General features: G+C 53.0%; 11 protein-coding genes. 1 reads left to right on the top strand and 10 read right to left on the bottom strand.

Features of this window, described 5'->3' with window-relative positions:
- Positions 1-14: 14 nt before the first annotated feature.
- The 5 genes from moeB to epsC all read right to left on the bottom strand — a co-directional run bounded on the left by moeB (position 15) and on the right by epsC (position 3,977).
- Positions 15-1,190: a molybdopterin-synthase adenylyltransferase MoeB gene (gene moeB, locus J5067_RS14265; protein WP_264627619.1), complete on the bottom strand. Its 1,176-nt coding sequence runs from the start codon at positions 1,188-1,190 to the stop codon at positions 15-17.
- Positions 1,187-1,477, bottom strand: a complete 291-nt coding sequence (locus J5067_RS14260; protein WP_264627620.1) for a MoaD/ThiS family protein — start codon at positions 1,475-1,477, stop codon at positions 1,187-1,189. The genes moeB and J5067_RS14260 overlap by 4 nt, the downstream gene beginning before the upstream one ends.
- Positions 1,478-1,543: 66 nt before the next feature.
- Complete coding sequence (locus J5067_RS14255) at positions 1,544-1,972, bottom strand: M67 family metallopeptidase (RefSeq protein ID WP_264643528.1); 429 nt, start codon at positions 1,970-1,972, stop codon at positions 1,544-1,546.
- The gene (locus tag J5067_RS14250; RefSeq protein WP_264651387.1) at positions 1,965-2,870 is read right to left on the bottom strand and encodes a PLP-dependent cysteine synthase family protein; all 906 of its coding nucleotides are present in this window, start codon (positions 2,868-2,870) and stop codon (positions 1,965-1,967) included. Before J5067_RS14250 ends, J5067_RS14255 begins: the two co-directional genes overlap by 8 nt.
- 168 nt (positions 2,871-3,038) lie before the next feature.
- The gene (gene epsC, locus J5067_RS14245) at positions 3,039-3,977 is read right to left on the bottom strand and encodes a serine O-acetyltransferase EpsC (protein WP_369076104.1); all 939 of its coding nucleotides are present in this window, start codon (positions 3,975-3,977) and stop codon (positions 3,039-3,041) included.
- A 245-nt stretch (positions 3,978-4,222) separates the two neighbouring features.
- Here epsC and J5067_RS14240 point away from each other — a divergent pair, with 245 nt between their 5' ends.
- On the top strand, positions 4,223-5,296 hold the full coding sequence (locus tag J5067_RS14240; RefSeq protein ID WP_264651386.1) for an alginate lyase family protein: 1,074 nt from the start codon (positions 4,223-4,225) through the stop codon (positions 5,294-5,296).
- 7 nt (positions 5,297-5,303) lie between these two features.
- On the opposite strand, the gene xdhB is transcribed toward J5067_RS14240, so the two are convergent.
- The 5 genes from xdhB to J5067_RS14215 form a co-directional block, all read right to left on the bottom strand.
- Positions 5,304-7,682, bottom strand: a complete 2,379-nt coding sequence (gene xdhB, locus J5067_RS14235; protein WP_264651385.1) for a xanthine dehydrogenase molybdopterin binding subunit — start codon at positions 7,680-7,682, stop codon at positions 5,304-5,306.
- Positions 7,672-9,114 (bottom strand): xanthine dehydrogenase small subunit, encoded by a 1,443-nt coding sequence (xdhA, locus tag J5067_RS14230; protein WP_264651384.1) that lies wholly within the window; start codon positions 9,112-9,114, stop codon positions 7,672-7,674. Before xdhA ends, xdhB begins: the two co-directional genes overlap by 11 nt.
- Positions 9,111-10,442 carry a guanine deaminase gene (guaD, locus tag J5067_RS14225; RefSeq protein WP_264651383.1) on the bottom strand — a complete coding sequence of 444 codons (1,332 nt, stop codon included), beginning with the start codon at positions 10,440-10,442 and terminating at the stop codon, positions 9,111-9,113. The genes xdhA and guaD overlap by 4 nt, the downstream gene beginning before the upstream one ends.
- Positions 10,443-10,796: 354 nt before the next feature.
- A complete protein-coding gene (locus J5067_RS14220) occupies positions 10,797-12,557 on the bottom strand; it encodes an ABC transporter ATP-binding protein (protein WP_264651382.1) in 1,761 nt (586 codons plus the stop codon).
- Between the two features lie 198 nt (positions 12,558-12,755).
- Positions 12,756-14,093, bottom strand: coding sequence for a TonB-dependent receptor (locus tag J5067_RS14215; RefSeq protein WP_264651381.1), 1,338 nt, complete (start codon positions 14,091-14,093; stop codon positions 12,756-12,758).
- Positions 14,094-14,186: the final 93 nt, after the last annotated feature.

Raw genomic sequence — 14,186 nt, 5'->3', positions numbered from 1 at the left:
AAAGGGGATGACTCTCAGTACTGAGGCAAACGGGTATCCACATCCCGCGCCCAAGCGTTAATGCCATCTTTCAAATTCAACACGCGGCCCTGATAGCCAGCGCGCTGAAGCGCACGGATGGCGAAAATACTGCGCTGCCCAATCTTGCAGAGGAAAACCGCATCCACCGCAGGATCAAATTCATCGATACGCCGCACGATTTGACCGAGCGGCATCACCTTAGCCTGAGGAAATTTCACAATCGCTCGCTCATGAGGCTCACGGATATCAATCAGTTGCACTGGCTTGTCTGATTCCAGCCACGCCTGTAGCTCCTTGGCGGTAACGCTCTCGATCGGTATTTCGTCGTTTGAGGGTTTAAGGCCGCAAAATTCCTCGTAATCGATCAGTGCGTGAATCGTTGGGTGCTCACCACACACCGGGCAACCCGGATCTTTCTCCAACCGCAGTTCACGCTGTTTCATTTGCCACACATCCAGCAGCAGCAGGCGACCAATCAGGCTATCGCTACCGCCGACAATCAGTTTGATCACCTCGGCGGCCTGAATGGTGCCGATAATGCCGGGCAGTACTCCAACCACACCGCCCTCGGCGCAGGAAGGTACCAGTCCAGGCGGTGGCGGTGCCGGGTACAGGCAGCGGTAGCACGGCCCCGCTTTGGCATAGAACACGCTGGCCTGCCCTTCGAACTGGAAAATAGAGCCGTAAACGGTGGGTTTGCCCAACAGTACGCAGGCGTCGTTGATCAGATAGCGGGTGGGATAGTTGTCGGTGCCATCCACCACAATGTCGTAATCCCGAATAATATCGAGCGCATTCTTGCTGCTCAGCGAGGTGTTGTAGGTCACCACCTGAACATCAGGGTTGATGGCTTTGATTTTGTCTTTAGCAGACGCCACCTTCGGACGGTCGATGTCCTTGGTGGTATGAATAATCTGGCGTTGCAGGTTAGAAACCTCAACGAAATCAAAATCCACAATCCCCAATGTGCCAACGCCTGCTGCGGCCAGATAGAGCGCGACCGGCGCGCCTAATCCACCGGTGCCGACCAACAGCACCTTCGCGCTTTTCAGTCGCTGCTGCCCCTCCAATCCCACTTCCGGCAGCAGTAAATGGCGGCTGTAGCGCGCAATCTCGGCGTGAGATAATTCGGTCAGGCGGTCGTCGGGAATGATACTCGGTGTACTCATCGCGTTGCCTCAGAGCCACCGGCAATCGCAGGCACCAGCAACACTTCATCCCCCGGATTGATGGGCGTTGCCAGACCGCCACTGTGTTTGATATTGGTGTCACCCACATACAGGTTGATAAACGCGCGCAGTTCGCCTGCGTCGTCATACAGGTGCTGCTGAATATCGGGATAACGCGTTGCCAGCGCGGCAACCAGTTCCCCGACGGTGCGCCCTTCCAGACTGACTTTTCCCTGCCCCTCGGTAAAGGCGCGTAATGCGGTAGGAATCAATAATGTAGCTGCCATCGCTTTTCTCTCTCTGTCTGTTCTATCGGGTGATAACGCTGTGCATTTGCTGTTCGGCATGTCCTATCACGGCGCCGTTTGCACACGTTCTTGTTCAAAACGTTGTCGGCTCTGCGTCAACCGCCAACTGGTCAGATCCCCGGCCTGCCGTTCGGCAACCGCCACGATGATGTAGGCGTAAAACGGCAGAGCGTGCTCGCGGTCATACTCGGACGGGATGGCCGGATGATCCGGATGCGAGTGGTAAAACCCCACCACATCAACACCCTGCGCCAATGCAGTGCGCTCGGCGCGCAATGAGTCATCGGCGGTTATCACAAAGCGGTGGTATTGCTCTTCGGATTCCCGCGCATTCACGATGGGTAAAATCGCCGTAACCCGCGCATCACCGTTGGTCGAAAAATGGCCCAACAGCGCTCCGCAGCACTCATTGGGATAGGCTTTTTCACCTTCCTGGCGGATCTGGTGTGCAATTTCGGTGGTTAACTCAATCATCGGTTTCATTCCAAAAAGGGTCTGCAAGGTAGCGGGAGCCGGTATCGCACAACAGCGTTACCACCACCGCGTCGGCGGGTAAGGTGCTCGCCAGTGTAGTGGCCGCCGCAACGTTAGCGCCGGAGGAAACCCCAACAAAGATGCCCGCCCGGCGTGCCAATCGCCGCGTGGTGGCGTAGGCCTCTTCGGTGGTGACAGTGATAACGCCATCTTGCAAGGTTTCATCCAGAATGCCGGGCTTGATGCTGCTCGCCATATGCTTGGTGCCTTCAATACCGTGAAACGGCGAGGCGGGCTGAACAGCCAACGTTTGCACCAATGGGTTTTCCTGTTTGAGCCGCTGGGCAATGCCGACAAAACTGCCCGAGGTACCCATGCTGGCAATAAAATGGGTGACGCGCTGCTGCGTTTGTTGCCAGATTTCCGCCCCCGTGGTGGCAAAATGGGTCGCGGGATTGACCGGGTTGTTGTATTGGTCAGGATAGAAATAGCGCGCGGGATCGGATGCAACCTGGGCTTTAACGGCCAGATAGGCACCGTCAGATCCTTCCAGCGGATCGGTTTCCACAATCGCTGCGCCATAGTGGCGAATGATCTGTTTACGTTCTGCGCTGGTGTTCTGCGGCATATACAGCACCACCTTATAACCCAACGCCGCGCCCATCATGGCGTAAGCAATGCCGGTATTACCGCTGGTGGCATCAATAATGGTTTTTTCTGGCGTCAGTGCGCCACGCGCAATGCCATCCAGCACCATGGCTTTTGCCGCACGGTCTTTTACCGAACCACTGGGGTTCATAAATTCCGCTTTCGCCCATAGCGATACCCCAGGCGCAACGTTAGAAAATAAGGGCAAGGCGATTAATGGGGTATTGCCCACCCTATCCAAAATAGTCATGATTACATCCGTATGCAGGGTGCATAATTATTATTAGAAAAATCATTTCAAAAATAATGAGCGATATAAGTAGACCAGCGACGGCTTATTCTTATTTTTCATAATCCATAACCGGATTAAATAATCATCTTCGTCGCTGATTATTATTTTGCTGCGTCTATATGCTGATTAAATGCCGTCGCCATCGCGGTACTGCGATTGCAACAGGCTGGCCTGACGTACATTGCTGTCCGGCGGTACGTCGCGCGTCAGCCAGACGTTTCCGCCAATGCTGGAGCGGGCACCAATGGTAATACGGCCTAATAGCGTGGCACCGGCGTAAATCACCACATCGTCTTCCACGATCGGATGTCGGGGATAGTTCTTTTGCAACTGGCCGTTATTGTCAGTGACAAAGCGTTTGGCACCGAGCGTGACCGCCTGATAAAGCCGCACGCGTTTGCCAATAATCGCCGTCTCGCCGATCACCACGCCCGTGCCGTGATCGATAAAAAAACCTTCGCTAATTTGTGCTCCGGGGTGGATATCAATACCGGTTTCGCCGTGCGCTTTTTCGGTCATGATGCGCGCCAACAGAGGCAACCCCAATTGATACAGTTCATGAGCCAGCCGGTAATGCATCACCGCATGAATACCGGGGTAGCACAGCAGCACTTCATCCTGGCTGCGCGCGGAAGGATCGCCCTGATAGGCGGCTTGAATATCACTGTCCAGACGTTGTCGAATCGCTGGCAAGCGCGTGGCGAACTTACGGATGCGTTGTTCTGCGTCCTGCGCTTCGGGTGAGGTGACGCCGTGCGGCGTTGAGGTGCCTGCGAGGTAGTGCAATTCAAGCGCGGCCTCTTCCGCCAGCGCATCGAGCGCCGTGCCCAGCAGATAGCCGACGTAGTAATCTTCCCCCTCTTTACGCAGATCGGTAGCCCCCAATCGCATGGGATACAATACCTTAATCAGCGTATCGACAACGCTATGGATACTCTGTTTTGAGGGCAGTAACCGTTTATTCTGATAATCGCCCTGAGAAAAACTGTCGCGCCATTGCTGTCGCACGCGACGTAATTCATCAACAACCCCATCCAGATGCCAATGATTATTTCGTTGAGAAATAAACACTAATTCTCCTAATTCCGACATAATGTTTTTCCCCTCGAATACCTGCAATGGATTTAGACAAATTGCTTTTCTCAATTTTTATGCGTGATTCCCCAACAAAACAAATACTGTTATCGGCTTTGTATAGCCAAGAAATGGATAAACCAAACTGAACAAAAAAGCTGAATGTGAAACAGCACTAAACCTAACCTGGCACATTCCAGTATGATCGGGTGATTGATAACCACAGGATGCTTGCTATGAATACTGTCGCATCGACGCTTTGCCGTTCTCGGCGATTTCACCGTTTGCCCTATGCTTTAGGGATACTGACCATGCTGTTGCTGCCAACCGTGCAGGCCAGCGAAGCGCTTTGCAGCAAGGTGAGCGCGCCCTCAACCAAGGCGCTCTTATCCACTGTCGCGCATCCACCCGCCGCCAAGCCGCAAGCGATGCCGATCGTACACACGGAAGGCACCTTGCCGCATCAGGGCATCTACGATATGTCTAACGCGGCACGGCGTGATTTCAGCTATATGCGCGATCTGGCCTTAGCCTGGCAACGGACTCAGGATGCTGCGCTGCTGTCACGCTTGACGATCTATCTGGATGACTGGATGAAAACCTATCAACTCAGCTTCAATCCTATCGATGAAACCAGCTTTGACGGACTGATTGAAGCATACCGGTTGACCCACAGCGCCCTGCCGGAAGCCACACGGGAGCGCACCCGCGCCTTCCTGCATGCAATGGCAACCGGGTACTTACAGAAGATGGCCGAAAACCAGAACAGTGCCAAAAAAATCTGGAGCAACAACTGGCAAAGCCATCGCGTTAAGTTAGTCGCCATGAGTGCGGCGGCGATAGATGACGATGCGTTGCTGACAGAGGCCAAAGCGGCGTTTATCCGTCAGTTAGATGCCAATATTCACGCTGATGGCGAAGTGATGGATTTCACCGAACGCGACGCGTTGCACTACGTGGTCTACTCACTGGAGCCGCTGCTGCGCGCCGCCATGGCAGCGCAATTGCAAGGTGAGCACTGGATTGATCTGCAAGGCCGCCATGGGCAGAGCCTGCGTACCGCGCTGGAATGGCTGAAACCCTATGCCGACGGTGAAAAAACGCACCAAGAATTCGCCAATACCAAGGTGCGTTTCGACATTGAGCGTCGCGCAGCTGGCGTTAAAGGGTTCGATGGACAGTGGCAACCCAGCAATGCCGCGAATGTCTATTGGTCTGCCAGCGTGTTGGATCTCCGCTATCTGGAGACGGCACGGCAGCTCAACAAGACGCCAGCGCGCTGGCTGTGGGCCATTACGCCCTGCCAGTGATGCAAGCCTACGATCGTTGCAGTGCTCGCCATACCCGTTCCGGTGTGGCGGGCAACTCAAGCAAAACGTGGGGCTGCGCGTCATCCCGGCGCGCCACCGCATCCTGCAATGCACACCAGACAGCAATACCCAGCATAAACGGCGGCTCACCCACCGCCTTGGAACGAAACACCGTGTCTACCGCGTTATCCGTGTGCGGCAACAGTTGCACGCGAAAGTCATGCGGAATATCCGCCACGGTCGGGATCTTGTAGGTGGCACCGGTATCGGTCAGCAAACGCCCCTGAGCGTTCCACACCAGTTCCTCGGTGGTAACCCACCCCATTCCCTGTACAAACCCGCCCTCTACCTGACCGATATCCAGCGCCGGATTCAGTGAAGCCCCCGCATCATGCAAAATGTCCACGCGCTTTACCTGATACTCACCGGTCAGCGTATCGACCACCACTTCGGCGCAGGCTGCACCATACACAAAGTAGTAGAAGGGTTGTCCACACCCGGCGTCACGATCGTAATGGATACCCGGCACCCGATAAAACCCCGTTGCCGACAGTGACACCTGATTGAGCCATGCCAACTGCACGACCTGCGCAAAGGTAAAATGCTGCTCACCTGCACGCACCACGCCATTGCAAAAGGCGATATCGTCGGGAGCGCAGGCGTAAAGGCGACACAGCAAGTCGACCAGGCGCTGCCGAATGACTTCCGCTGCCTGCTGCGCGGCTTTGCCGTTCAAATCGGCACCGCTGGACGCCGCCGTCGGGGAGGTATTCGGCACCTTACTGGTATCGGTAGCGGTGATCTGAATCGACGCGCTATCAATTTGCAGCACCTGTGCCACAATCTGCGCCACCTTGGTATTCAGCCCCTGCCCCATCTCGGTTCCACCGTGATTAACCTGCACACTGCCATCGGTATACACCAACAGCAAGGCCCCCGCCTGATTGAGAAAGGTCGAGGTGAAAGAGATACCGAATTTGATCGGCATCAGCGCCAGCCCGCGCCGCAGCACAGGATGGTGCGCATTGAAATCCTCAATCTCGGCACGACGTTGATCGTACTGGGCGCTGCGCGTCAGCCGTTCGGTGATGTCATCCAGCAGATTCTGTCCCACCGGTTGGTGATAGTGGGTGATATTGCGCGCGTTAATACCGCCGTCGCGCGTGCCATAATAGTTGCGCTTGCGCACTTCCAGCGGGTCCAGATGTAACGTACGTGCAATGTGCTCAATCACCTGCTCGATGGCAACCATGCCCTGAGGGCCACCGAAACCGCGAAAGGCCGTGTTGGAAACGGTATGGGTGCGACAGCGATATCCGGTGATACGCGCATCCCCCAGATAATAGGCATTGTCAGCATGGAACATGGCGCGATCGACAATCGATCCCGACAAATCCAGTGAGTGGCCGCAATTCGCGGCTAAATCGATCTTCACCCCGCACAAGACCCCGCGCTCATCAATGCCGACCTGGTAGCGCACAAAAAAAGCGTGGCGCTTGCCGGTAATACGCATATCGTCGCGCCGCGACAGGCACATTTTCGCAGGCCGCCCGGTCAGCCGCGCCGCCAGCGCGCACAAGCAGGCAACGCTCGCCCCCTGAGACTCCTTGCCGCCAAATGCGCCCCCCATACGGCGCATCTCTACCGTCACCTGACTCTGGCTGACACCTAACACCGAGGCAACCCGCTTTTGTACTTCGGTGGGGTTCTGGGTGGAGGCATGGACCGTGACCGTTTGATGCTCGCCGGGATAAACCAGTGCCGCCTGCGTTTCCAGATAAAAATGCTCTTGCCCACCGATATGAAACTCCCCCGTCAAACGCTGTGCCGCGCGGGCCAGCGCCGCATCCACATCACCACGCTGCTGCACAAAGGGGCGTTCAACGTAATGTTGCTTTTCCAGCGCTTCACGCACATCCAGTATCGGTGTCAGCACCTCGTAGTCGATGATTGCCGCCCGCGCGCCCAATCGCGCCGCCTCACGGGATTCTGCCGCTACCACCAGCACCATCTGCCCGGCATAGTTCACTTCCTCATCGGCCAGCAACGGATCGCCCGGAGCCAGTGCACCGATATCCGGGTTACCTGGGATCTGCTGCCGGGTCAGCACCGCCACCACGCCGGGAATGCGATAGCAGGGTTCAACATCAATCTTCAGAATGCGGGCATGGGCGTGATCGCTCAGGCGCGGGCAGAGGTGCAGCAGCCCCTCCGGTTCGGGTCGATCGTCGATGTAACGTGCTTCCCCGCTGACGTGCAGGGCGGCACTTTCGTGAATACGGCTGTGCCCAACAGCGCCAGACAGCGGCTGAGAGAATTGCGCCTGCAACGCCGTTTGGGTGAGTGTAGGCTGCAAGATGTTATGCGACTCGGTGTTATTCGACATGGTGCGTAACCTCCATGGTGACGTCTTCACCTTGTAAGCAGAAGAAGTAACGCAGCAGCAAATTCCTGGCGAGCTGCATGCGGTAATCGGCGCTGGCGCGCGCGTCACTGAGTGGTGTGAAATCCTGCGCCAGCACCTGACTGGCCGCCATAATCGTCTCCCGGTTCCAGGGCTGATGCAGCAGCGCGCGCTCACAACGTTCAGCCCGCCGAGGGATCGCATCCATCCCCCCGAAAGCGACGCGCGCCTGCACAATACGTCCCTGTTCGATATGCAGAGAGAAAGCGCCGAACACGATAGCGATATCGTCATCGGCCCGTTTGGATACCTTCCACGCGCGGAAGTTGTCCAGCAGCGACCCACGCGGGATCAGGATCTCGCGAATAAATTCGCCCGGCGCTAACGCCGTTTTGCGGTAAGCCAGGAAGAATTCTCGCAACGGTATCGTGCGAAGATCGCCCCCCCGCTGTAGCAGCAACGCAGCATCCAGCGCCAACAGCATGGGAGGGGTATCGCCTATCGGTGATGCGTTGGCGATGTTGCCCCCAAGCGTAGCGCGATTACGGATCTGGCGTGATGCAAAGCGCTGCAACGCCTGAGCAAAAGCCGGGAGCGCGGCGTGTAAGCGATGTTCGCACTGAGTAATGGTTAATCCGGCACCGAGATGGATATGGTTGTCATCCGTATAGGCGTCACGCAGTGTCTCCACCTGTTCCAACGCGATCGCGGGAGGAGGAGCCGATCCGGCTTGCGCCATCTCCAACATCAGATCGGTTCCCCCCGCCAGCAAGCGCACCTGTGGATATCGCAGATAATAGGCCGCCAACTGTTCCAGCGAGGTTGGCATAAAGCAGCGCTGCTCCTCACCGAACGGCACCTCGGTGACCTCTCTCGCCAATGCATTCAACCGTGCGACGGTATGCGCTTCCTGTCGGGTGAAACTGTCCTCTGTCGGGTGTTCGCACAACTGGCGCGCCGCGTCCATGATCGGTCGATAGCCGGTACAGCGGCATAAATTTCCTGCCAATGCCTGCTCCGCCTGCTGACGATCCCATCCTATGTGCTGTTTTTGCAGCACAAACAGGGACATCACCATACCCGGCGTACAGAAACCACATTGTGACGCATGCAGATCCACTACCGCCTGCTGCACCGGATGCAGTTCTCCCTCCTGCCGCAGATCTTCTACCGTGATGAGCTGTTTACCCTGCAATGCGCTCAATGGCGTCAGGCAGGCACTGGCAGTTTCATAACAGATACGTCCCTGCTCCACGCGGCCCACTACCACAGTGCAGGCACCGCAGTCGCCAGAACCGCAGCCTTCTTTGGTTCCGGTGCGACGCTTACGCTGGCGCAGGTAGTGCAATACGGTCAGCGCAGGATCGCCATCCCGCTCCACGACTACGGTATCGTTGAGTAAAAAAGCGGTCATGCGGCCACCTCCTGACAGTCAGCCTGCCAAACGGGACGCCCATTGACCCAGGTGGCAACCACATTACGATCGTCACCCAGCGTCATCAGCACAAACAGCCGCTCCATAATGTCCTGACACTTGTCATCACGCAGGCGTTGTAAGGCGGTGGCCGCAGGATCGATAACCACGAAATCTGCGGTTTTCCCTGCCGCAAAATTGCCGATTTCATGCTCCAGATCGAGCGCACATGCGCCTCCCAACGTGGCGTGGTAGAACGCCTCACAGGCTGACAGCCGGTACTGTTGTAACTGCCCGACTTTGTAAGCATCTCCCAACGTTTGCAGCAGACTGAACGACGTTCCCGCACCGACATCAGTCCCCATGCCGATACGCACGCCCTTGTGCCAGCTCTGCTGCAAACGAAACAGCCCGCTGCCGAGAAACAGATTAGAACTGGGGCAAAACGCCACGGCAGATTGCGTCTGGTGCAGACAATCCCACTCCGCCTCATCGAGGTGGATAGCGTGCGCAAACACGCTGCGCCGACCGGTCAACCGGTAGTGGTGATACACATCCAGATAGTTGTCCCGATCGGGATAAAGCTCGCGTACCCAAGCCACTTCCTGCGGGTTTTCGCTCAAGTGTGTTTGCAGCCAGGTATCGGGAAATTCTTCGCGCAGGCGCTGCGCGGCACTCAGCAGCTCCGGTGACGATGTCGGCGCAAAACGTGGGGTGATGGCATAGCCCAGACGTCCACGACCGTGCCAACGCCGGATCAACGCCTGACACTGGCGATGGCTGCTTTCTGCCGTCTCAACCAGATTGTCCGGCGCGTTGCAATCCATCATCACTTTGCCCGCAATCAATCGCATCCCCAACCCTTGCGCAGCGCTAAACAGTGCCTCTACGGATTCAGGATGCACGGTGGCGAATACCATGGCGCTGGTGGTGCCGTTACTCAGCAGTTGTTGCAGGAAAAACGCGGCCATCCGGGTAGCATAGTGCATATCGCCATAGTGGCTTTCGGCAGGAAAAGTGTAACGCTCAAGCCACTCCAGCAACTGCTCACCGTAAGCACCAATAATTTCGGCCTGTGGAAAGTGAATATGGGTATCGATAAAGCCCGGCAAAATCACTTTTCCGCGATAATCGATCAGCGACCAGCCCGTTTTGACACGCGCTTCACCTTGCTGCCAGGGCACTAAATCGACGATTTTTCCCTTATCAATCAGCAATACGCCGTCTTCAATATAACGGGCATGCTCAACGATCTGCTGCGGATTCTCTGCGGGCGCGACAATATCGAAAAAAGCGCTGCGGATAGCGTAACGGTTGCATACGGTCATGCTGTTTTATCCTGAGTAATAAACGAAGGGTTATTTAATAAACAGCAATTCCCGTACCACAATAAAACCGGCCCGGTGGTCATTTATTTTTTATGATATGCAAACGGTTGCATTTTTAAGCAAACGATTACCTTGTCGGAGCCACGTTATTACACATCGCTGACGCAATAGATCTATTTCTAATAATGCACCATGAAACAGCAAAAATAGCTCCCCATGCCCTTATAAAGTGCATGGTTATGACATTTGATTTGTGTTTTATTTGTCTATTGAACAGGAGGAGAGATCTGTTCACTCAAGATTATCGGCACGTATTGCAAATACCATGAGATGATGAATTAACGGTAAACCAACTCAAGACGCGTTCCAAAGCTCTTTTTGGATATTGACCAACTCATAATATTCGCCCTTTAACCTTGAGAGCGCATCGGGCGTCCCTTGCTCTACAAGAACCCCGTTTTTCATCACAATCACTTTCTCTGCATTCTTAACGGCCCCCATTCTGTGTGTTACCGTTATGGAGGTTTTTCCTTTGGTGCTTTGATAAAAACGCTTAAAGAAATCTGCTTCAATGCGCGGATCCAGTGCGCTGGTGGGTTCATCTAAGATAACAATGCCACTGTTCGATGAATATAATGCCCTGGCAATAGCAAGCCGTTGCCATTGTCCGCCAGACAGGTCCGTCCCGGAAAACTCTTTCCCCAACAGATCGGTATAATCTACTCCTGCGGGTAATGTAAACCCTGCCTGCAAACACACACGTTCTAGCGCCTCTCTGTTACCCCCATTAGCCACATCCCCCAGGTAGATATTCTCCTCAACACTGAGCACATAATGACCAAAATCTTGAAAGATAGCAGATATATACTCGCGCCAAACGGTGATATCAATCTCATTAATATCTATACCTCCCAGAGTAATTCGCCCCGATGTCGGCGTATAGAGTCGGCATAATAATTTAACAAGAGTGCTTTTTCCCGCACCGTTCTCTCCGATTAAAGCGATATGCTCACCTTCTTTTATTTGAAAGCTGACATCACTCACGGCACATCGCTGCTCTCGATACGAAAAAGAGACATTTTCAAATATTATTGTCTTATCATCAGGTAATGTAAAATACATGGCACGCTCATCCTGACACAGGTTTTCAATGTCATAGAGTTTTCTAAAATACTCAAAACAGACGGACAGGTAAGCTAACGTATAGACCCCCCATTGACATGTCAGGCCAAAAAAAGTGATAGACTGAATGACGCCAAGTAACTCGCCTGTTGAAATTTCCCCCTGTGAAATATGGTTTGAAAACCAATACATGACCGATGAGGCGGTAACCAGATAAAGTAAGTTCCAACCTTGCGGTCTTAATATCTGTTTTTTTCTGATCTCATTTAAATCACATTCAAGCTGGTGAAAATTTTCTCGATGTTTAGACATGAAAAAATTTGACAAATTAAAAACTCTAATTTCTTTAGCTAGCGCAGTATTCAACAAAACAGAAATAAAATATTTGATTAATCGTGACGCACCACTCTTATCCGCAAAAGCGTTGAATATATCTTTTTGTGATTTTGAAACAGCAAGAGCAACCGGATATGCCGGAAACAGCAATGCAAAAGGCAGCCACCAAACAATAGTCGATATCAATAAAGACAGAGAAACTAATGTTATCGAGTCTCTGAAAACACTCACCAAGTTGACTAATAAATTCAGTGGTTTATTTGATGCTTCTCGTGACAAGGTTTCAAAATCATTGTGAATCTTTTCTGTCTCTATCACATTCAGATCATTTATTCTGGAAACGGACAACATTATCTTTTTTTGCGTTAAAAAGGTTGCTTTCTGATTCAAAACACTTTGCAGCGTGCTGACTATCGGGGCCAACACACCAGGAATAACAAAGGTCACTACCCAGGCAATAGAGGTAATAAAAATGTCAGTTTGGTTAGCATGGCCGATAAGATTCCCTAACCTAATGCCCAACATAACACTTAATGTCGGCATAATGCCTTGAATTACGACCAAAAAAACAAATAACACTGATAGCAGTGGTGAGGATGAAAATAAAAGAAAAATCGAATAATTAAAGAGCTTATAAAACTCCACAAGCTTATTCATCACACCGCCCAGTGTTAGAAAACGTCACGCTTCATGCAGGAAGCGACTTACCATACCACTCGTAAATAACATTGCAATCAGTACGTTATGCCTAATTTTCAGAAGTATAGATGAAAAGTGCAAAGCAGACATCAGTTAAGGGTGCATTTGGGGAGAAGATAAGGTATCCGCCATGGATACCTTTTCAAAAAAACAACATCAGAAATTATATTGCAGAGAAACACGATTCTGCCAAAACGAATAATCGTAAACCGGCGAGGTTTGTACCCCAAGGAAATTAGACAAACTTAATCCTTTTAAGGCACCATCAAACTGGTAAATACCAAAGACCACATATTCAGACTGATTACGGCTGGGCGCGCTGGCTGAACTTTTCAGGTCCATAAAGGAATAGTAAGTCCCGATGCTCAATGCAGGCATAATCTGATAGCTGATACGTGTGGAATAGGCATTGCCGGTACCGAGATCCTGGGTGCTGGTAAAATACGGCTGTGCGAAATATTTACCCGACGAGGTGCTGCTGGAATAGGGCGTCACCAGCGCCCCATTCAGATAGGCCTCAGGGTTGGAGACAATGTGGTTGTAGTTGATAGACCACTTCACTTTGCTAGTCGGCGTTAGCGCCAATTGCACACCGTAAGAGGTGCTATCGACTTCGCCGCGCAAACGCTCACCTTCGCCACTACCGCGAATAAATTGCACGCCGATATCCGGCTGCCACGGCGCAGTTTTCCACTGACTGTGCGCTTCGCTATAGAAAATATTCACGTAGTCATCATAACTTTCATACCATAACTGGCCGGTCAGCGTCATGTCGCCCACCTGCTTGGAGCGACCCGCCCCCACGGCCCAGGCGCCGTTGGTCTCTTCTTTAATCGCGCTATAAGCACTGGTTGCCAGGAATTTATCACTGCGCCACGGCTTGTAGCGGTATATCTTGGTGGCGTGTACGAAATCGGTTTTATCGCCCCAATGCATATCCACAGCGCGAAACAGAATGGGCGTAATACGCCAGTCATAGTCGCTCATAAAGGGAATATCGATGCGCTGATCGCCCGCCGTAAAGCGGAAATCCTGATACTGCCAACGCAACCAGGCTTCGCCAAAACCGTTTTGATTGGTCGCCAATTCCGTCACACCACGCCCAGCGCCCGGTGAACGCCACTGTTGTTGATAAATCCCACCAACGCCTGCGCTAATACCGTAATACGGTGCCGTTTGGAACAGAATATTACCGCCATAGCTGGCCGTATCCTGATTATTATTCCTGACGAAATAGGCATTCTTGGTGGAGTAATACAGTGAGCGTAACGAACCATGAACAGAACCGCAGCGTAATGCATCAAGCGCATTATCTACGCCGTAGGCATTTTGTGTGCAGGTTTGTCCCAGATTACTGCTCAGCGGTTTTATTGCTGCTGGCGATTCGGCAAACGCGAATGCGGGTAATAACAGTGCGGCTGCGGCGGTACTGATGGAAAATAAACGACCTGTGCGAATATCCCTGGGGAATAAAGATACAATGCTATGTTTCACAGTTAGGTTCCTACTACAGAATTAAAGGAAGCCACCTTGTAACAAGGAATAGCCAAATATACCCGTCATACTTCAAGTTGCAGGTGCGTTGGC

This window comes from Candidatus Symbiopectobacterium sp. NZEC151 (assembly GCF_025962655.1).
Taxonomy (GTDB): domain Bacteria; phylum Pseudomonadota; class Gammaproteobacteria; order Enterobacterales; family Enterobacteriaceae; genus Symbiopectobacterium.
This window is presented reverse-complemented; position numbering and strand designations above follow the sequence as displayed.